The sequence below is a fragment of the Streptomyces sp. NPDC037290 genome, assembly GCF_055603245.1.
In genome coordinates this window covers 105586-125054 of record NZ_JBVJVZ010000009.1, presented here as the reverse complement: position 1 = coordinate 125054, position 19469 = coordinate 105586, and the positions used below count along the sequence as shown (strand labels likewise).

The window sequence follows — 19469 nt, the reverse complement described above, 5'->3', positions numbered from 1 at the left end:
CACACCCTTTCCGTTCCGGAGCGACACCGTGACGTCTGAACCCACCTCCCTGACCGACACCGACCCCACCCCCCTCCCGCCGCCGGGCTGCCCCGCGCACGGCCTCGGTCCCGGCGGCCTGCGGCGGCTCTACGGCCCCGACGCGCAGGACCTGGGCGACCTCTACGAGCGGCTGCGGGAGCAGTACGGCTCCGTGGCGCCCGTACTGCTCCACGACGACGTCCCCATGTGGGTGGTCCTCGGACACGCCGAGAACCTGCACCTGGTGCGCAGTCCCTCCCTCTACACCCGTGACAGCCGGATCTGGAGCCCGCTGGCCGACGGCATGGTCAAGCCCGACCACCCGCTCATGCCGCACATCGCCTGGCAGCCGATCTGCTCGCACGCCGAGGGCGACGAGCACCAGCGGCTGCGCGCGGCGGTCACCGCGGCCATGGGGACCATCGACCACCGCAGCATGCGCCGCCACATCGGCCGCTACACCCAGGGCCTGGTCAACAGCTTCTGCGAACGCGGCCGGGCCGACCTGGTCTCCCAGTTCGCCGAGCATCTGCCGATGGCCGTCATGTGCGAGATCCTCGGCATGGCCGAGGAGTACAACGACCGGATGGTGCAGGCCGCGCGGGACGCCCTGAAGGGCACCGAGACCGCCATCCAGAGCCACGCCTACGTCATGGACGCGCTCAGCCGGCTCACCACCCGGCGCCGCGCCCGGCCCGAGGACGACTTCACCAGCCATCTCGTCACCCACCCGGCCGGACTCAGCGACGACGAGGTCCGCGAGCACCTGCGGCTCGTCCTCTTCGCGGCCTACGAGGCCACCGCGAACCTCCTCGCCAACGCGCTGCGCATGGTCCTCACCGAGCCGGGCTTCCGCGCCCAGCTCAGCGGCGGCCAGATGACCGTGCCGGAGGCGATCGAGCAGTCCCTGTGGGACGAGCCGCCGTTCAGCACCGTCCTCGGCTACTACGCCAAGCAGGACACCGAGCTGGGCGGACAGCGCATCCGCAAGGGCGACGGCCTGCTCTTCGCGCCCGCGCCGGGCAACCTCGACCCGCGCATCCGCCCGGACCTGTCCGCGAGCATGCAGGGCAACCGCTCCCACCTCGCGTTCGGCGGCGGACCGCACGAGTGCCCCGGTCAGGACATCGGCCGTGCCATCGCCGACGTCGGCGTCGACGCGCTGCTGATGCGGCTGCCCGACATCCAGCTCGACTGTGCGGAGGAGGAGTTGCGCTGGCGTTCGTCCATCGCCTCCCGGCACCTGGTGTCGCTGCCCGTGCGCTTCGAGCCGAAGCCGCAGCAGGACGTCGACGGCCCGCCCCGGCCCCTGGCCGTCCCGTCGCAGTTCTCCACCCGGCAGGACGGGCCGCCGCGCACCGCCCAGCGGGCCCCGGCCGCCGAGCCGGCGCCCGCCGTGCCCCAGCCCTACCAGCCGGCACCGGAACCGGCCCGGCCGCGTGGCCTCTGGCGGCGGCTGCTGCACTGGTGGCGGGGCGAGTGACGAACCGCTCCGCTCAGCTTCCGCCGGCCCAGGCCTCGTAGGACGACCAGGCGCGGAGCGCACGTCTGCTGACGAACGTGTGCTCCGTGCCGGTGACCGGGTCGGTGAACTCCAGTCTCCGGGCGAGCAGTTGCAGCGGGCGCCGGAAGTCACCGGCCGGCACCGGGGCGGTCACCTCCGGATACAGCGGATCGCCGAGGATGGGCACGCCGAGCGCGTTCAGATGCACCCGCAGCTGATGGGTCTGCCCGGTCGCCGGGACGAGCCGGTACCGGGCGAGCGCGCCCCGGTGCCCGGCCGGCTCCACCCAGGTCTCGGCGTTCGGCTCGCCCTCGACTTCCCGGGCCGCCGGCACCCCGCGCTCCTTCACGATCCGGCTGCGCACGGTCCGGGGAAGCACCAGCGTGGGGTCGTAGGGGGCGACCGCCTCGTACTCCTTGCGCACCCGCCGGGCCGCGAAGAGGGACTGGTACGCGCCGCGCTCCTCGGGGCGCACGGTGAACAGCACCAGCCCCGCCGTCAGCCGGTCCAGCCGGTGGGCGGCGGTCAGCGTCGGTATGCCCAGCTCGCGGCGCAGCCGGGCCAGCACGGTCTCGGCCACGTGCGTGCCGCGCGGGGTCGTGGCGAGGAAGTGCGGCTTGTCGGCCACGACGACGTGGTCGTCCCGGTACACCACCTCCACCGGGAACGGCACCGGCACCTCCGCGGGCAGCTCGCGGTGGAACCAGACGAACATCCCCGGCACGTACGGCGCATCCGGTGCCACCGCACGCCCGTCGGCGCCGACGACCCGCCCCGCGCCGAACATCGACTCGACCATCCCGGGCGGGGCCCCCGTCAGCCGCGCCACCAGGTGCTCCCGCACGGTGGCCCACGTCCCGTCGTGCGGCAGCCGCACCCGCACCGGGTCGACACCGTCGATCTGGGGGAGCGGGGCGGGCGGGGCAGGGGTACGGCGTCTCATCGGGGTCAAGGGTACGAGGCGGAAAGCGGGTGCGCCGCCGCCCCCGCGGCCGACAGGATGAGGGTCATGCCGTATCTCACCAGCCCGGTCGTGCCCGCCGGGACCCTCGCCCGCACGCCCCAGCCCGCCCTTCCCGGCGACGGTCTGCTGCTGCGCCCGTGGCGGGCCGAGGATGCGCCCGCCGTACACGCCGCCTTCCAGGATCCGTTGATGCACCAGTGGCACATCAGGTCGGCCGACTCCGAGGAGGAGGTCGCCGAGTGGATCACACGGTGGCAGAGCGACTGGGAGGGCGAGCGCCAGGCCCAGTGGGCGGTGGTGGACGCGGACACCGGGGAACTGCTGGGGCGGGTCGCGCTGCGTGAGATCGTGCTGGGCGACGGCTGTGCCGAGGTCGCGTACTGGACGGTGGCCCGGGCCCGCGGGCGGGGTGTCGCGCTGCGGGCCACCACCGCCCTGTCCCGCTGGGCGTTCGAGGAGATCGGCTTCCACCGCCTCGAACTCCTGCACGCCGTCGCCAACGCGGCATCCTGCCGCGTCGCCGTGAAGGCCGGCTTCGCCCTGGAGGGCACCAAGCGCAGCGCCCTGCTCCACCCCGACGGCTGGCACGACATGCACCTCCACGCACGCGTACGGGCCGATGTGAGGATGTAGGGCATGCCGGCCTACGATCTCGCGAACCGACTCGTCGTCGGTGTCGCCTCCAGCGCCCTGTTCGACCTGCGGGAGTCGGACGCGGTCTTCCGTGAGCAGGGCGAGGAGACCTACCGGGCGCACCAGGAGGAGCACCTGGACGACACGCTGCGGCCCGGGGTCGCCTTCGCGTTCATCCGCAGGCTGCTGTCGCTGAACGACCTCGGCGCGCCGGGAGATCCGCTCGTCGAGGTCATCATCCTGTCCCGCAACGACCCGGACACCGGTCTGCGGGTCATGCGGTCGATCCAGGCACACGGGCTCGCGATCAGCCGGGCCGTCTTCACGCAGGGCCGGTCCCCGTACAAGTTCATGCCCGCGCTGAACATGTCGCTGTTCCTTTCCGCGGACGGTGACGACGTGCGGGAGGCCGTCGCCGCCGGACTGCCCGCGGGACACGTCCTGGGGGCGGCGTACCCGGACGACCTCGCCGACCGCGAGCTGCGGATCGCGTTCGACTTCGACGGGGTGCTCGCCAGTGACGCCGCCGAGCGGGTGTACCAGGCCGACGGGCTGGAGGAGTTCCGCGCACACGAGGCCCGTAACGCGGCGACCCCGCACGACCCCGGTCCGCTGCGGGACTTCCTCGCCGGGGTGAACCGGATACAGCGGCGTGAGGAGGAGCGGCGGAAGGGCGATCCGGACTACGCGGTCCGGGTCCGTGTCTCCATCGTGACCGCGCGCAACGCCCCCGCCCACGAGCGCGCCGTCAACAGCCTCAAGCAGTGGGGCGTCCGGGTCAACGACGCCTTCTTCCTCGGTGGCATCGACAAGGGCGCGGTCATGAGGGTGCTGGACCCGCACATCTTCTTCGACGACCAGGTGACGCACCTGCAGAGCACGTCACGGACCACGCCCAGCGTGCACATCCCGTTCGGCAAGATCAACGAGACGGCGCCCTGACGAACGCTCAGGCCGCCGCCGCGCCGCTCTCCTGCTCGGCCTCGACACGGGCGTTCCAGTCCCGCTTGGAGGCCTGCCAGCCGTCCTCGTTGTGCCCGAGGCGCCAGTAGCCGGAGATCGACAGGTCCTCGCGCGGGACGTCCAGCTCGACCCGCAGCAGCCGGCGCAGTTCCTTCACGAACCCCGCCTCGCCGTGCACGAACGCGTGCACCCGGCCCTGCGGGAACTCCAGGGCGCGCACGGCCTCCACGAGTGCCTCGCCGACCGGCCGGTCCCCGCGGTGCAGCCAGACGACCTCCACCTCGGAGTCGATCTTCTGCTCCTCGCCCGGGCCGGACACCTCCACGAAGGCGTGGGCGCGGGCGCCGGCGGGCAGCGCCTCCAGGGATCGCGCGATCGCGGGCAGCGCGCTCTCGTCACCGGCGAACAGATGCCAGTCGGCGGCCGGGTCGGGGGCGTAGGCGCCGCCGGGGCCCATGAAGCGCACGGTCTCGCCCGGCTGCACCCGGGTGGCCCACGGTCCGGCCAGGCCCTCGTCGCCGTGGACGACGAAGTCCAAGGTCAGCTCCCGGTGTTCGGGATCCCAGGCGCGCACGGTGTACGTCCGGGTCACCGGCCACTGCTCCCGCGGGAACTCGGCACGGATCCGCTCCAGGTCGAAGGGCTCGGGGTAGGTCACGCCCTCGGGGCCGAAGAGCAGCTTCACATAGTGGTCGGTGCAGGTGTCCGCCGCGAAGTCGGCCAGGCCCTCGCCGCCGAGCACCACCCGCTGCATGTACGGGGTCAGGCGCTCGGTACGGATCACATGGGCGATACGGGCCTTGCGCGGCTTTCGTCCCGGACGCTCTGCCATCACGACCTCCTGGGGAATGGTTAGGTTTACCTAAGTTAGCACCTCGCTCCGAGTCAACACCTCTTTCCTGAGCGCCGGATGAGAGACCTTTGCCGGAACATTCCCAACCGGATCACTCGGCGAGCGTGGTCAGCAGCCGCTGCAGGGAGCCGCCGAGCCCCCACCGCGCGGCCAGCTGCTCCAGCGCCGCCGGGTCGCGCGGCACGTGCGGCAGGGTGGTGTCGACGTCCGGCAGCGGCACGTCACCGGCCACCCGCACCACCTTCGGCGCGACCGCGACGTACGGCCGGGCCTCGGTGAGCCGCTTGCGCTGCGACGGCGTGAGCTTCGCCCGCGGGTCGTCCACGGCCGCCATGATCCCGGCCAGGTCGCCGAACTCGGCGAGCAGCTTCGCGGCCGTCTTCTCGCCGATCCCGGCCACACCCGGCAGGCCGTCGCTCGGGTCGCCGCGCAGCAGCGCCAGATCCGCGTACCCGCGCCCGTCGACGCCATACTTCTCGCGCAGCACCGCCTCGTCGGTCAGCTGCAGCGTGCCCACGCCCTTCAGCGGGTACAGCACCCGGATCCCGCGCGCGTCGTCCACCAGCTGGTACAGGTCGCGGTCGCCGGTGACGATGTCCACCGGGCCCTTGGCGTGCGCCGTGAACGTGCCGATCACGTCGTCCGCCTCGTACTCCGCGACGCCGACCCGGGCGATGCCGAGCGCGTCCAGTACCTCCTCGATGACCGGCACCTGCGGGGAGAGGGTGTCCGGCACCTCCTCCTCGTCCGGCGCGCCCTCGTGTTCCTCGGCGACCCGGTGCGCCTTGTAGGTGGGGATGAGGGCCACCCGCCAGCGCGGCCGCCAGTCGGCGTCCATGCAGGCCACCAGGTGCTCCGGCCGGTGGTCCCTGACCAGCCGGTCGATGAAGTCCAGCAGCCCGCGCACGGCGTTCACGGGCGTGCCGTCCGGGGCCTTCACGGAGTCCGGGACGCCGAAGTAGGCGCGGAAGTACAGCGATGCGGTGTCGAGCAGCATGAGTCGTCCGGTCACGCTCGCATCATGCCGCACGCCACCGACAGCCACCCTCCGCGCCGGAACGCGTTGCGTGGTGCGCATCGCCGTGAGCCCGGCCACGTGCGGGTTTGCCTCCCCTTGACCTGGGCAGGCGCGGCCTCTGTTCTGACCGCCGAGACGAGAGGTACGCGTGCAATCGAGGCTTGAGGCCGAGCACCTGTTCAAGGTGTTCGGCAGACGACCGGACGACGCGGTGGAGCGCCTGCGGCAGGGCGCCGACAGGGAGGAGCTGCGCGCCGACGGCACCACCGCCGCCGTGATCGACGCCTCGTTCCGCGTCGAGGCCGGTGAGATCTTCGTCGTCATGGGCCTGTCGGGCTCCGGCAAGTCCACCCTGCTGCGCATGCTCAACGGCCTGCTGGAACCGACCGCGGGCAGCGTCCGCTTCGACGGACAGGACCTGACCGCGCTCACCGGCCGCGCACTGCGCGAGCTGCGGTCGAAAAAGATCAGCATGGTCTTCCAGCACTTCGCGCTGTTCCCGCACCGCAGCGTCCGCGACAACGCCGCCTACGGCCTGGAAGTGCAGGGCGTGCCCCGCGCCGAGCGCGAGCGTCGCGCCGACGAGGCGCTCGCCCTGTGCGGCCTGGCCGGCTGGGAGAAGTCCTGGCCCGACGAGCTGTCCGGCGGCATGCAGCAGCGCGTCGGTCTCGCCCGCGCCCTCGCCACCGACGCCGACCTGCTCCTGATGGACGAGTCCTTCAGCGCCCTGGATCCGCTGATCCGCCGCGACATGCAGGACCAGCTGCTGGAGCTGCAGAAGACCCTGAAGAAGACCATCGTCTTCATCACCCACGACCTCAACGAGGCCATGCGCCTGGGCGACCGCGTCGCTGTCATGCGCGACGGCCGCATCGTGCAGACCGGCACCGCCGAGGACATCCTGCTGCGCCCGGCGAACGACTACGTCGCCTCCTTCATCCAGGACGTCGACCGCTCCCGTGTGCTGACGGCGGGCGCCCTCATGGACACCTCGGTCACGGCCGACGCCCCCCTGTGCGCCTGCGAGACCGCGACCCGCGAGACACCGTTCACGCAGCTGTGCGCGATCAGCGCCCGGCTGTCGCACCGCGTCTCGGTCGTGGACGAGGCGAACCGCGTCATCGGTGTCGTTCCGCGGCAGCGGCTGGTCGGCTTCCTCGGCGACGAGACGGGCGGCCCCGTCCCCTGTGACAATCCGGACGGGAAGGTGATCAGCCGTGCCTAGGATCCACCTCGGCGACTGGGTCGACTCCGGCGTCAACTGGCTGGTCGACCACCTCTCCTGGCTCTTCGACGCCGTCAAGGCCGTCATGGAGGGCATGTACAACGGCATCGACGCCGTACTCGGCGCTCCCCAGCCGCTGCTGATGGCGGGCATCCTCGCCGTCATCGCCTGGTGGCTGCGCGGCCTCACCGCCGGTGTCCTCGCCTTCGCCGGATTCGCGCTGGTCGACTCGCTCGACCTGTGGGACCGGGCCATGTCCACGCTCGCCCTGGTCCTCGTGGCCACCGTGATCGCCCTGGTGATCTCCCTCCCGCTGGGCATCTGGGCGGCCCGTTCCAAGACCGTCAGCGCGGCCGTACGGCCCGTCCTGGACCTGCTCCAGACGATGCCGTCGATGGTCCTGCTGATCCCGGCCATGCTGTTCTTCGGCCTGGGCACCGCCGCCGGTGTCGTCGCCACCCTGATCTTCGCCCTCGCCCCGGGCGTGCGCATGACCGAACTGGGCATCCGCCAGGTCGACGCCGAACTGGTCGAGGCCGCCGAGGCGTTCGGCACCACGCCGCGCGACATCCTGTGGCGGGTCCAGCTGCCGCTCGCGCTGCCGACCATCATGGCCGGCGTCAATCAGGTGATCATGCTGGGCCTGTCCATGGTCGTCATCGCCGGCATGGTCGGCACCGGCGGCCTCGGCGGCGCCGTGAACGAGGCCATCGGCCAGCTCGACATCGGCTACGGCTTCGAGGCGGGCGTCGGCATCGTCGTCCTCGCCATCTACCTGGACCGGATCACCGGAGCGCTCGGCACGCAGCTCTCCCCGCTGGGCCGCAGGGCGGCGGCGAAGGCCCCCACGCGCGTGTGGTCGTACCGCCCGCGTCCGGCCGTCGCCGTCGTCGGCGTGGTCGTCCTCGCCCTGGTCGCGGGCGGCACGGGCGTCTTCGGACCCTCCGCCGGCACCTCCGAGGCCTCCGGCACGGACATCGGCAAGGGCAAGGAGATCAAGATCGGCTACATCCCCTGGGACGAGGGCGTCGCCTCCACCTTCCTCTGGAAGGAGATCCTTCAGGAGCGCGGCTTCAAGGTCAGCACCACCCAGTACGCGGCCGGCCCCCTCTACACCGGCCTCGCCACCGGCCAGCTGGACTTCGAGACCGACTCCTGGCTGCCCACGACCCACGCCGAGTACTGGAGGAAGTACGGCAAGCAGCTCGACGACCTCGGAAAGTGGTACGGGCCCACCTCCCTGGAGCTGACCGTCCCCTCGTATGTCAAGGACGTGAACTCCCTGGCGGACCTGAAGCACCACGCCTCCGAGTTCGGCGGGAAGATCGTCGGCATCGAACCCAGCGCGGGCATGATGGGCCTGCTCAAGAGCAAGGTCCTCAAGGAGTACGGCCTGCAGGGCGCGTACGACGTCATCGACGGCTCCACACCGGCCATGCTCGCCGAGCTCAAGCGGGCCTTTGCCAGGAAGCAGCCGGTCGTCGTCACCCTCTGGTCCCCGCACTGGGCCTACAGCGACTACGACCTGAAGAAGCTCAAGGACCCCCGGGGCGCCTGGGGCAGGGGCGACGGCGTGCACACCCTGGCCCGCAAGGGCTTCGCCGAGGACAACCCGCAGGTCGGCCGGTGGCTGAAGGACTTCTCCATGACCGAGAAGCAGCTCACGGGTCTGGAGTCGCAGATCCAGAAGGCGGGGAAGGGCAAGGAGCAGGACGCCGTCCGCGCGTGGCTGCGGAAGAACCCCGGCCTGGTCGACAAGTGGGCGCCGGTCGCCAGGAAGAACGCACAGAGCCAGGCGGCCGGGTGACCTGACCGGCCCGGACCGCCACCCGGGGGGCGGGCGCCGCCGTGCGCCGCAGAGCGTTCGGCGGGCCCGCCCCTCGCGGCCCCTTCGAGCACGGTAGGAATTCAGCCAATCACTGTGCGTGACGGGCGTGGGCCCATGCGGAGCCGCCAGGCCCAGCTGGTCGGCATATTCACCCCCGGTGGGTACTCCGTCCCCAGGGATCCCGAGCCCCCGCCACCCTGGCGCGAACCGTGAGGGTGGGGCTTCACTGCATGTCGGGGATGTGACAGCGGCGTGAAACGGTTTGCCGAACATGCGTAGGGTGCAGAGAAGTCATCAGAAGGGGCCGGCCCCGACCCGGGCACCCGGACAGCGGCACGACGAGCGAGGGAGGGAGCCGGAGCGATGGGCGACCACAAAGAGCAGCCCGTGCGGGTGGGCGCGGCTGTCCGGCGGCGCCGCCGGGCCCTGGAGCTGACCCTCGCGGTCGTGGCGGAGCGCACCGGCCTGTCGGTGCCCTTCCTCAGCCAGGTCGAGAACGACCGGGCCCGCCCCAGCCGCACCTCGCTGGAGAAACTGGCCGACGCCCTGCGTACCACGGCCGTCGAACTCCTGGCCGCCGCCGACCCCGCGGCCAGCGTGGACGTTGTCCGCGCCGACCCCGTCGACCCGGACGACTTCAAGCCCCGCACCCGCACCCTGGTGCGCGGCCACCACCAGCTGCACGCCTCCGAGTACACCGGCGACCACGACGCCGGCCGTGAGTTCCAGCACCGCAACGACGAGCTGATGTACGTCGCCGACGGCGCGGTGGAGATCGAGGCCGAGGGTCGCGCGTACCGCCTCGGCCGCGGCGACACGCTGTACCTGACGGGCGGGGTCCGGCACCGGTGGCGGGCGACGGTGCCGGACACGCGGGTCGTCGTGGTGGCGGTCGCCGAACACATCGAGGCCGTTCAGGACAGGACGCGCTGAGAGTGCTACGGGAGGCCGTGAGGGGCGTGACGGGCCGCCGGCCGTCTCGCCGGTCGTCCGGAGTCGCATAGTGCGGCTCGTCTCCCTGGTCCCCTCCCTCACCGAGGCCGTGGCCGTGACGCTTCCCGGAGCCCTCGTCGCAGTCACGGACTGGTGCACCCACCCGGCGGACCTCGACGTCCCCCGGATCGGCGGCACGAAGAACCCCGCGATCGACCGCATCCTCGCCCTCGCGCCCGACCTGGTGATCGCCAACGAGGAGGAGAACCGCGCCCCGGACCTCGACGCGCTGCGTGCGGCGGGTCTAGACGTGCTGGTCACCGAGGTGCGGACCGTGCCGCAGGCCTTCGCTGAGCTGGCCCGGGTGCTCGCCGCCTGCGGCGCCCCGGACCGGCCCGACTGGCTGGCCGAGGCGGAGGCGGCCTGGGCGTCCCTGCCGCGGCCGGGTGAGCGCAGGACGGCGGTCGTACCGGTCTGGCGCCGGCCCTGGATGGTCCTCGGCCGGGACACCTTCGCGGGCGACGTCCTGGCCCGGCTGGGCGTCGACCACCTCTACGCGGGCCACCCCGAGCGCTACCCCCGCGTGCCGCTGGAGGAACTGCGCGCGAGGGCACCGGACCTGGTGGTCCTCCCCGACGAGCCCTACCGCTTCACCGCCGGCGACGGCCCGGAGTGCTTCCCCGGGCTGCCCTGCGCCCTGGTCAGCGGACGGCACCTGACCTGGTACGGCCCGTCCCTGAGCGAGGCGCCGCGGGTGCTGGCGGGGGCGCTGCGAGCAGCTCGCCGCTGAGCAGCCCGCGCACGGTGCCGGCGGCGGCCGCCGACCAGGCGACGGCGAGAACGGCGTACAGCCCGAGGGCCAGCCCGTCGTAGACCGCGAGGCCGGTGTGCCGGGCGAGGGCCGCGGCGCCGGTGACACAGGTGCCCAGCGGGAAGGTGAACGCCCACCAGGTCATCGCGAAGCCCATGCCCCGGCGGCGGGCCCGCACCACGTGCGCGGTCGCCAGCGCCAGCCACAGCAGCGCGAACCCCATGACGGGCACTCCGTACAGCACGGCGAGGACGCCGAGGCCACGGTCGTACGGCGCCGGTACGACCCCGGGAGCCGTGTCCGCGATCCTCGCGACCGCGGTGGTGGACTGCCCGAGCGGGCCCAGCACCAGGAACAGGGTCGGGGTGAGCGCGAGCGGCAGCGGGCCGGAGGTGACCAGCCGGGCGAAGACCGGCGACAGCATCAGCAGCGTCGCGAGCAGGCTCAGCCCGAACAGTGCGAAGCAGGCCAGCAGCAGGATCTCGCGGGGCTCACCCGGTGGCAGATGGGGCACCAGCAGCGGGCCGAGCGCGGCCGACACCATGGGTGCGACCAGCGGCAACAGCCAGACGGGGGTGGCCTGCGAGAGCTCTGCGCGCTGCCGTACGGCCATGAGGTACGGCACCGTCACGGCGGCCGTGAGCCCCACCGCCGTCCCGGTGGTGAACAGCACGGTGTCCAGGGCGACGGCCGTTTCGGTGCCGATCAGCGCCCGCCCGGCCGTCAGGGCGCCGCCGCCGACCGACAGCAGCGCCATGGACAGGCAGCCGTAGAAGGGGGCCTTGGCGGGGTTGAGGAGATCGGCGCGGGCCTGGTCGCGGTGGTGGGTCCAGTGCAGGGTCCGGGCCGCCAGCAGGGCCACGAGCATGATCAGGGACAGGGCCCAGGCCGCCTCGAAGAGGTCGCGCCACCCCGGCCCCCGCACGGGCAGCGCCACACCGGCTGAGCCGAGGATGGCGGTGCCCATGACGGAGGCGTACCAGTTGGGGCCGAGATGGCGAACCCTGGGCGCGCGGTGGACGGGGGTGACGGAGAGGGGCTGGGCTACGGTGACCACGCCTCTACGGTCCCGTCATCGCCCGGCCCTGACCAGGAGGTTCCCGTCTATGGGGACATAAGCTGGTCTTATGAGCGAGGTGCAGGGGCAGCGGGACCGCACGGAATCACTGGCACACCGGGTGCCGGACCTGGCCGCACTGGAACTGCTGCTGGCGGTGGCGCGGCTGGGCAGTCTCGGCGCGGCGGCGCGCGAGGTCGGCATCACCCAGCCCGCCGCGAGCAGCCGGATCCGCTCCATGGAACGGCAGCTCGGCGTGGCCCTGGTCGACCGCTCACCGCGCGGTTCCCGGCTCACCGACGCCGGCGCCCTGGTCACGGACTGGGCCCGCCGGGTCGTGGAGGCGGCGGCGGCCTTCGACGTGGGGGCGCGGGCGCTGCGGGACCGGCGGGACTCGCGCCTCAGGGTCGCGGCGAGCATGACCATCGCCGAGTATCTGCTGCCCGGCTGGCTCCTCGCGCTGCACGCCGAGCGCCCCGACACGGCGGTGTCCCTGCTCGCCGGCAACTCGGCGAAGGTCGCCGAGCTGTTGCTCGGCGGCGAGGCGGACCTCGGCTTCGTGGAGGGGCTGACGGTCCCTACGGGCCTGGACTGCGCCGTCATCGCCCACGACCGGCTGGTCGTCGTCACGGCGCCCGGACACCCGTGGGCCCGCCGCCGGCGTCCCCTGACGGCGGACGAACTGGCGGCCACCCCGCTGATCCTCCGTGAGCGCGGCTCCGGCACCCGCCAGGTCCTGGACGCGGCGCTCGGCGGCCTCGCGCGCCCTCTGATCGAGCTGTCCTCCACCACGGCCGTCAAGGCGTCGGCCGTCAGCGGCGCGGGACCCTCGGTCCTCAGCGAGCTGGCGGTCGGGGAGGAACTGTCGATGCGGCGCCTGGTCAGCATCCCGGTGCAGGGCGTCACGCTGCGCCGCGAACTGCGGGCGGTCTGGCCGACGGGACACCGCCCGACGGGACCGGCCCGGGAGTTGCTGTCGCTGACCCGGGGCTGAGCGGGCACGCCATCGCCTGCCGGCGCTTGCGGGCACCCACCACGGCCACCTGTGCCGCCCGGGGCCCGAGGACCTGAAGGCCCGGGGGACCGCCCGCGGTGACGGCCGGCGGCGCCGTGCCGTTCAGCCCGCGGCAGCCCCGGCCGGCGGTGTCGCGCCGTTGAGTGATGCGGGCGTTCGTCGCCGCCGCGGTGCTCGTCCGGCACCCGGTCCTGTTCGGCCCGTGGGTCGACCACCTGCCATCCGTGCGCCGTCCGGTGGGGCAGCTGCGGCCGGCGGTGTGGTGCCGTTCAGCTCGCGGCGGCGACGAGTGCCCGCATCACGCGCAGGTCCTCGCCCATCTCGGGGTGCCACTGCACGCCCAGCACCCAGCCCCGGTCGGCCGGCAGCTCGACCGCCTCCACCGTGCCGTCCGCCGCGTGGGCCGACGGCACCAGTCCCGCGCCGAGCCGGTCCACGGCCTGGTGGTGGTAGGTGGGCACCGTTGTCTCCTCCGGGACGATCGCGGCGTACAGGCTCCCCGGCACCGGCTTCACCGGGTGACCGCCGAACACGCCGACCACCTCCGCGTGTCCCTCCAGGTGCTGCACCAGCGTTCCGCCGAGCGCCACGTTCAGCAGCTGCATGCCCCGGCAGACGCCCAGCACGGGCGTCCCCGCCTCCAAGGCGGCCTCGATCAGGGCCAGTTCCCAGGCGTCGCGGGCCGTGGCGGGCGGGCCCGTACGGGGGTCGCGCTCGGCGCCGTACCGGGCGGGGTCCACGTCCGGGCCGCCCGCGATCACCAGCCCGTCGAGCCGGGCCACGGTCGCCGCGGCCCGCTCGGGCGTGTCCGGGGGCAGCAGGGCGGTCAGCCCGCCGGCCCGCTGCACCAGCCGCGGGTAGGCGGCGGGCAGCAGGGCCGCCTCCAGTTCCCACACGCCCCAGCGGGCCCCGGTCTCCAGATACGTGCTCACACCGATCAACGGCCGTCCGGTCACGCCGCCCTCCCAGTCACCCAAAGGTTCACATCCACACCTTTGCAGAACCGGTCACGTCAGGAAACCCCGCAACAGCGCCGCCGTACCCGCGCAGTGCTCGCGCATCATCTCCCGCGCGCCGTCCGCGTCCCCGTCCAGCACCGCCTCCACCAGCGCGGTGTGCTGGCGCTGTGAGTGCTCCAGGTTGCGCACGAGCAGCGGGATGCAGTCGAGCAGATCGTTCACCGTGGCCCGCACCGCCGCGTACTGCGCGGTCAGGGAGGGGGATCCGCACAGCTCGGCCAGTGTCAGGTGCAGCAGCGTGTCCGCCCGCCGGTAGTCCGCGAGCGGGGCCTCGTGCGTGCGGTCCAGGGCCTCGCGCAGCCGGTCCGACTGCTCCCCGGTCAGGCCGTGCGCCGCGCACAGCCCCGCCGCGCCCACCTCGAGGACCTCACGGAAGCGGAGTACGTCCTCGATGTCGACCTCGGCGATACGGCGCCGCAACTCGTCCTCGCCGCCGGCGTCCGTGCGCGGCAGCACGTACGTTCCGCCGTAGCGCCCGCGCCGCGCCTCCACCAGCCCCTGGTCCTGGAGCACCTTCAGCACCTCGCGCAGCGTCACCCGGCTGATCCCGAGCCGCTCCGCCAACTCCCGTTCGGCCGGCAGCCGCTCGCCGCCCGGCACCAGGCCGAGCCGCACGACCTGCAGTATCTGCTCCAGCGCCTCCTCGAAGCCGTTGCCCGCCCGCACCGGCCGCAGCACCGGAGCGAGCCGGTCACCCACCCCCTGAGTCCCGCTCTCCCAGGACATCCGGCCGTACCCCCTTCCCAAGCAATGGTTCTGAGCAATACCTTATGGCTCCCGGCCCGGCCGAAAAAGCGCGAAGGCGCCGAAGGAGGCTCTCCCGTGGCAGACCGCACACCCCCGCTCAGCGTCGAGGAACTGCACGCCCTCGTCGCGAGCGGTGAGATCGACACTGTCGTCCTGGCCTTCCCCGATATGCAAGGGCGTCTCCAGGGCAAGCGGTTCGCCGCCCGCTTCTTCCTCGACGAGGTCCTGCACCACGGCACCGAGGGCTGCAACTACCTCCTCGCCGTCGACACCGAGATGAACACCGTCGACGGCTATGCGATGTCGTCCTGGGAGCGCGGCTACGGCGACTTCGCCATGCACCCGGACCTCACCACCCTGCGCCGCATCCCCTGGCACCCGGGCACCGCCCTGCTCGTCGCGGACCTCGCGTGGAACGACGGCTCCCCGGTCGTCGCCGCTCCCCGCCAGATCCTGCGCCGCCAGCTGGAGCGACTCGCCGATCTCGGCTACACCGCCCAGGTGGGCACCGAGCTGGAGTTCATCGTCTTCAAGGACAGCTACGAACAGGCCTGGGACGCGGGCTACCGGGGCCTGACCCCCGCCAACCAGTACAACATCGACTACTCCATCCTCGGCACCGGCCGCATCGAGCCCCTGCTGCGCCGGCTGCGCAACGACATGGCCGGCGCCGGCCTCACCGTCGAGTCCGCCAAGGGCGAGTGCAACCCCGGCCAGCACGAGATCGCCTTCCGCTACGACGAGGCCCTCGTCACCTGCGACCAGCACGCCCTCTACAAGACCGGCGCCAAGGAGATCGCGGCCCAGGACGGCGTCTCGATCACCTTCATGGCCAAGTACAACGAGCGCGAGGGCAACTCCTGTCACATCCACCTCTCGCTCGCCGACAGCGACGGCAACAACGCCATGGCGGGGGACGGCGAAGGCGGCATGTCGGACGTCATGCGGCACTTCCTCGCCGGACAGCTCGCCGCCCTGCGTGACTTCTCGCTCCTCTACGCCCCCAACATCAACTCCTACAAGCGGTTCCAGCCGGGCTCCTTCGCCCCCACCGCCGTCGCCTGGGGCCACGACAACCGCACCTGCGCCCTGCGCGTGGTCGGCCACGGCCGCTCCCTGCGCTTCGAGAACCGCCTGCCCGGCGGGGACGTCAACCCGTACCTGGCCGTCGCCGGACTCGTCGCGGCCGGCCTGTACGGCATCGAGCAGAAGCTGGAGCTGCCCGAGCCCTGCCCCGGCAACGCCTACACCGCGGGCTTCGAGCACGTGCCGACGACTCTGCGCGAGGCCGCAGAGCTGTGGGAGAACAGCCCCATCGCCAAGGCTGCCTTCGGTGACGAGGTCGTCGCGCACTACCGCAACATGGCGCGCGTCGAGCTGGAGGCCTTCGACGCCGCGGTCACCGACTGGGAGCTGCGCCGCTCCTTCGAACGCCTGTGAAAGGTCAATCCGTGTCCGACTCAGCAGAGTTGAAGGTCCTCAACCCCGCCACGGAAGAGGTCGTCGCCACGGTCCCCGCCGCGAGCGCGGAGGACGTGGCCGCCGCCGTCGCACGGGCCGCGCGCGCCCAGACCGGGTGGGCCGCCCTCGCCCCCGCCGACCGGGCCCGGCTGCTGCGCCGCTTCGCCGACACCGTCGACGCGCACCTCGAGGAACTCGCCCAGCTGGAGGTCCGCGAGGCCGGCCACACCGTCGGCAACGCCCGCTGGGAGGCCGGCAACGCCCGTGACCTGCTGCTGTACGCGGCCGGTGGGGCGGAGCGCCTGCTCGGCAAGCAGATCCCGGTGCCCGGCGGCTGGAACGTCACCTTCCAGGAACCCCTGGGCGTGGTGGGCGTGATCGCGCCCTGGAACTTCCCCATGCCGATCGCCGCCTGGGGCTCCTTCCCGGCGCTCGCGGCCGGCAACGCGGTCGTCCTCAAGCCCGCCGAGACCACCCCGCTCACCGCGCTCCGCCTCGCCGAGCTCGCCCTCCAGGCGGGCCTGCCCGAGCACGTCTTCCAGGTGCTGCCCGGGTACGGCCACACCGCCGGACGCGCCCTGGTCGACCACCCGGACGTCGCGAAGATCGTGTTCACGGGCTCCACCCGCACCGGCCGCGAGGTCATGGAGCGCTGCGCCCGCCTGGTCAAGCCGGTCACCCTCGAACTCGGCGGCAAGAGCCCCAACATCGTCTTCGCCGACGCCGACCTCACCACCGCCCTCGACCCCTTCTCCTTCCTGGACAACTCCGGCCAGGACTGCTGCGCCCGCACCCGCATCCTCGTCCAGGAGACGGTGCTGGATGAGGCCCGCGCGTTCCTCGCCGACGCCCTCGCCGCCGTCGTCGTGGGCGACCCGGCCGACGAGAAGACGCAGATGGGCCCCCTGATCTCCGGTCAACAGCTGGACCGCGTACGGTCGTACGTTCCCGAGGGCGCCCCCGCGCTGCGCGGCAACGCCCCCGACGGCCCCGGCTTCTGGTTCCCGCCGACGGTCCTCACCGGCGAGCGGCACGACAGCCCGGCAGCCCGCGAGGAGATCTTCGGACCCGTCGCCGTCCTGCTCCCCTTCACCGACGAGGAGGACGCGATCCGCCTCGCCAACGACACCCCCTACGGCCTCTCCGGCTCCCTGTGGACCCGGGACCTCGGCCGCGCCCTGCGCGTCTCCCAGGCCGTGCGCGCCGGCAACTTGTCCGTCAACTCCCACTCCAGCGTCCGCTACTGGACCCCGTTCGGCGGCTACAAGCAGTCCGGCCTCGGCCGTGAACTCGGCCCCGACGCCCTGACCGCCTTCACCGAGACCAAGAACGTCTTCATCAGCAACGTCTCCCCCAGCACGGAGGGCCCCGCACAGTGACCGCAGAATCTGTTTGCCGCCGCCTGGTCGGCCGTACCGCCGTCGTCACCGGAGCCGGCAGCGGCATCGGCCTCGCCACCGCCCGCCGGCTCGCCTCCGAAGGCGCCCACGTGGTCTGCGCCGACGTGGACGAGGCCCGCGGCAAGGCCGTCGCCGACGAGGTCGGCGGGCTCTTCGTGAAGGTCGACGTCACCGACCCCGAGCAGGTCGAGGCGCTGTTCAGGACGGCGTACGACACCTACGGCAGTGTCGACGTCGCCTTCAACAACGCCGGCATCTCGCCGCCCGACGACGACTCCATCCTGGAGACCGGCCTGGAGGCCTGGAAGCGGGTCCAGGAGGTCAACCTCACCTCCGTCTACCTGTGCTGCAAGGCCGCCATCCCCTACATGCGCCGCCAGGGCAAGGGCTCCATCATCAACACGGCGTCCTTCGTGGCGAGGATGGGAGCGGCGACGTCACAGATCTCGTACACCGCCTCCAAGGGTGGCGTCCTCGCCATGTCCCGGGAGCTGGGCGTGCAGTTCGCGCGGGAGGGCATCCGGGTCAACGCCCTGTGCCCGGGCCCGGTCAACACCCCGCTGCTGCAGGAGCTGTTCGCCAAGGACCCGGAGCGGGCGGCGCGCCGCCTGGTGCACATCCCGGTCGGCCGGTTCGCCGAGGCCGAGGAGATCGCCGCCGCCGTCGCCTTCCTGGCCAGCGACGACTCCTCCTTCGTCAACGCCACCGACTTCCTGGTGGACGGCGGCATCGCGGGCGCGTACGTCACGCCGCTGTAGGACGCACCCCGTCAGAGGAACGTGCGCCCCTCACCGCGGTAGGTGGGCACGGTCGCGGTGACCGTGTCCCCCTCGATCAGGTGGAGGGCGTCGAACCGCTCGCACAGCTCGCCCGCCTTGGCGTGCCGGAACCACACCTTGTCGCCGATGAGGAGGTCGTCGGCGGGCGAGCCGAGCAGCGGCGTCTGCACCTCGCCGGGACCTTCCTGGGGGTCGTACCTCAGCCCCTGCGGCAGGTACGGCACCGGCAGCCGGTCCGGGCCGGCGGCGCCGGAGGCCGGATAGCCACCGCCCAGCACGGTGACGACCCCGACCCCCGGCCGCCGTACGACGGGCTGGGCGAACAGGGCCGCCGGACGGCCGCTGAACGACGTGTAGTTGTCGAAGAGCCGGGGCACGTACAGCCCCGAACCGGCCGCTACCTCCGTCACGGCGTCCTCGGCGGCGGTGTGCTGCACACTGCCCGTGCCGCCGCCGTTGACGAACTCCAGGCCGGGGACGACGGCCCGTACCGCGCGCACGACCGCCGCCCGCCGTTCGGCCAGTTCCCGTCGGGCGGCCGCCTGCATCAGCCGGATGGCCCGGGACCGCAGCGGCCGTGCGGCCACCGCGTCCCCGACGCCCGCGATGTGCCCTTCGTACGCCATGACGCCGACCAGCCGGAAGCCCGGCCGCCGGGCCACCGAGCGGGCCAGCTCGGCGAGTTGGCCGGGGGAGTGCAGCGGAGAACGGCGCGCCCCGACCCGGACCCGCCCTCCGAGCAGCTTCAGCGAGGTGTCCAACTCCAGGCAGACACGCACCTCTTCGCGTCCGCCGTCACGTGCGGCGTCGATCACGTCGAGGTGCGCCGGATCGTCCACCATCACGGTCACCGCACCGGCGAGCTTGGGATCGGCGGTCAGCTCCGCGAAACCGGCCCGGTCGGCGGACGGATAGGCGAGCAGGACGTCGTCGAACCCGGAACGCGCGAGCCACAGCGACTCGGCGAGGGTGAACGACATGATGCCCCGGAAGCCGTCCCTGGCCAGGACCCGCTCCAGCAGGGCACGGCAGCGCACGGACTTGCTGGCGACCCGGACCGGCTTGCCGGCGGCACGGCGGACGAGATCGGCCGCGTTGGCGTCGAAGGCGTCCAGGTCCACGATCGCGTAAGGGGCGTCGAGATGGGCGGTGGCCCGGTCGTAACGGGCCCGATCAGCGGCACGCGCAGTCATGACGGAAGCCTGCCAGACAGGATTACCGCAGGGTAGGGGGACGTT

Annotated in this window: 18 protein-coding genes; 11 read left to right on the top strand and 7 right to left on the bottom strand. The window is 72.7% G+C overall.

Going from position 1 to position 19469, the window contains the following annotated elements; all coding sequences use genetic code 11:
* The first annotated feature begins 28 nt into the window (after nt 1-28).
* The gene (locus tag ACZ7HQ_RS28535; RefSeq protein ID WP_470995643.1) at nt 29-1504 is read left to right on the top strand and encodes a cytochrome P450; all 1476 of its coding nucleotides are present in this window, start codon (nt 29-31) and stop codon (nt 1502-1504) included.
* A 13-nt stretch (nt 1505-1517) separates the two neighbouring features.
* Here ACZ7HQ_RS28535 and ACZ7HQ_RS28530 read toward each other — a convergent pair whose 3' ends face one another.
* A complete protein-coding gene (locus tag ACZ7HQ_RS28530; RefSeq protein WP_470995640.1) occupies nt 1518-2468 on the bottom strand; it encodes a pseudouridine synthase in 951 nt (316 codons plus the stop codon).
* Nucleotides 2469-2534: 66 nt separating this feature from the next.
* Here ACZ7HQ_RS28530 and ACZ7HQ_RS28525 point away from each other — a divergent pair, with 66 nt between their 5' ends.
* Nucleotides 2535-3122 (top strand): GNAT family N-acetyltransferase, encoded by a 588-nt coding sequence (locus ACZ7HQ_RS28525; protein WP_470995638.1) that lies wholly within the window; start codon nt 2535-2537, stop codon nt 3120-3122.
* A 3-nt stretch (nt 3123-3125) separates the two neighbouring features.
* A complete protein-coding gene (locus ACZ7HQ_RS28520; RefSeq protein WP_470995635.1) occupies nt 3126-4064 on the top strand; it encodes a 5'-nucleotidase in 939 nt (312 codons plus the stop codon).
* A gap of 7 nt (nt 4065-4071) precedes the next feature.
* Here ACZ7HQ_RS28520 and ACZ7HQ_RS28515 read toward each other — a convergent pair whose 3' ends face one another.
* Both ACZ7HQ_RS28515 and ACZ7HQ_RS28510 read right to left on the bottom strand, forming a co-directional pair.
* Nucleotides 4072-4917 carry a siderophore-interacting protein gene (locus ACZ7HQ_RS28515; RefSeq protein WP_470995632.1) on the bottom strand — a complete coding sequence of 282 codons (846 nt, stop codon included), beginning with the start codon at nt 4915-4917 and terminating at the stop codon, nt 4072-4074.
* A gap of 112 nt (nt 4918-5029) precedes the next feature.
* Nucleotides 5030-5950 (bottom strand): 5'-3' exonuclease, encoded by a 921-nt coding sequence (locus ACZ7HQ_RS28510; protein WP_470995629.1) that lies wholly within the window; start codon nt 5948-5950, stop codon nt 5030-5032.
* A 154-nt stretch (nt 5951-6104) separates the two neighbouring features.
* Here ACZ7HQ_RS28510 and ACZ7HQ_RS28505 point away from each other — a divergent pair, with 154 nt between their 5' ends.
* The 4 genes from ACZ7HQ_RS28505 (at nt 6105) to ACZ7HQ_RS28490 (ending at nt 10732) form a co-directional block, all read left to right on the top strand.
* Nucleotides 6105-7181 carry a quaternary amine ABC transporter ATP-binding protein gene (locus ACZ7HQ_RS28505; RefSeq protein ID WP_470995626.1) on the top strand — a complete coding sequence of 359 codons (1077 nt, stop codon included), beginning with the start codon at nt 6105-6107 and terminating at the stop codon, nt 7179-7181.
* Nucleotides 7174-8988, top strand: a complete 1815-nt coding sequence (locus ACZ7HQ_RS28500) for an ABC transporter permease/substrate binding protein (protein WP_470995623.1) — start codon at nt 7174-7176, stop codon at nt 8986-8988. Before ACZ7HQ_RS28505 ends, ACZ7HQ_RS28500 begins: the two co-directional genes overlap by 8 nt.
* Before the next feature lie 384 nt (nt 8989-9372).
* The gene (locus ACZ7HQ_RS28495; protein WP_470995620.1) at nt 9373-9942 is read left to right on the top strand and encodes a helix-turn-helix domain-containing protein; all 570 of its coding nucleotides are present in this window, start codon (nt 9373-9375) and stop codon (nt 9940-9942) included.
* A gap of 70 nt (nt 9943-10012) precedes the next feature.
* Entirely contained in the window at nt 10013-10732 is a 720-nt protein-coding gene (locus ACZ7HQ_RS28490) for a helical backbone metal receptor (RefSeq protein WP_470995617.1), read from the top strand.
* On the opposite strand, the gene ACZ7HQ_RS28485 is transcribed toward ACZ7HQ_RS28490, so the two are convergent.
* Nucleotides 10644-11810: a TDT family transporter gene (locus ACZ7HQ_RS28485; protein WP_470995614.1), complete on the bottom strand. Its 1167-nt coding sequence runs from the start codon at nt 11808-11810 to the stop codon at nt 10644-10646. The two genes, ACZ7HQ_RS28490 and ACZ7HQ_RS28485, sit on opposite strands and share 89 nt — an antisense overlap.
* Before the next feature lie 70 nt (nt 11811-11880).
* On the opposite strand from ACZ7HQ_RS28485, the gene ACZ7HQ_RS28480 reads away from it, so the two are divergent.
* Nucleotides 11881-12804 (top strand): LysR family transcriptional regulator, encoded by a 924-nt coding sequence (locus ACZ7HQ_RS28480; protein WP_470995611.1) that lies wholly within the window; start codon nt 11881-11883, stop codon nt 12802-12804.
* Nucleotides 12805-13094: 290 nt separating this feature from the next.
* Here the strand turns inward: ACZ7HQ_RS28480 and ACZ7HQ_RS28475 are convergent, their stop codons facing one another.
* Both ACZ7HQ_RS28475 and ACZ7HQ_RS28470 read right to left on the bottom strand, forming a co-directional pair.
* Nucleotides 13095-13781: a gamma-glutamyl-gamma-aminobutyrate hydrolase family protein gene (locus tag ACZ7HQ_RS28475; protein WP_470995609.1), complete on the bottom strand. Its 687-nt coding sequence runs from the start codon at nt 13779-13781 to the stop codon at nt 13095-13097.
* Nucleotides 13782-13832: 51 nt separating this feature from the next.
* Nucleotides 13833-14570: a FadR/GntR family transcriptional regulator gene (locus tag ACZ7HQ_RS28470; protein ID WP_470995606.1), complete on the bottom strand. Its 738-nt coding sequence runs from the start codon at nt 14568-14570 to the stop codon at nt 13833-13835.
* A 96-nt stretch (nt 14571-14666) separates the two neighbouring features.
* Between ACZ7HQ_RS28470 and ACZ7HQ_RS28465 the strand changes: the two genes are divergently transcribed.
* From ACZ7HQ_RS28465 to ACZ7HQ_RS28455, 3 genes are read left to right on the top strand one after another with little or no spacing between them, the layout of a single operon-like run.
* A complete protein-coding gene (locus ACZ7HQ_RS28465) occupies nt 14667-16031 on the top strand; it encodes a glutamine synthetase family protein (RefSeq protein ID WP_470995604.1) in 1365 nt (454 codons plus the stop codon).
* 11 nt (nt 16032-16042) lie between these two features.
* The gene (locus ACZ7HQ_RS28460; protein ID WP_470995602.1) at nt 16043-17431 is read left to right on the top strand and encodes an aldehyde dehydrogenase family protein; all 1389 of its coding nucleotides are present in this window, start codon (nt 16043-16045) and stop codon (nt 17429-17431) included.
* Nucleotides 17428-18210 carry a 3-oxoacyl-ACP reductase gene (locus tag ACZ7HQ_RS28455; protein ID WP_470995600.1) on the top strand — a complete coding sequence of 261 codons (783 nt, stop codon included), beginning with the start codon at nt 17428-17430 and terminating at the stop codon, nt 18208-18210. The genes ACZ7HQ_RS28460 and ACZ7HQ_RS28455 overlap by 4 nt, the downstream gene beginning before the upstream one ends.
* A gap of 11 nt (nt 18211-18221) precedes the next feature.
* Here ACZ7HQ_RS28455 and ACZ7HQ_RS28450 read toward each other — a convergent pair whose 3' ends face one another.
* The gene (locus ACZ7HQ_RS28450) at nt 18222-19424 is read right to left on the bottom strand and encodes an amino acid deaminase/aldolase (protein WP_470995598.1); all 1203 of its coding nucleotides are present in this window, start codon (nt 19422-19424) and stop codon (nt 18222-18224) included.
* Nucleotides 19425-19469 lie beyond the last annotated feature (45 nt).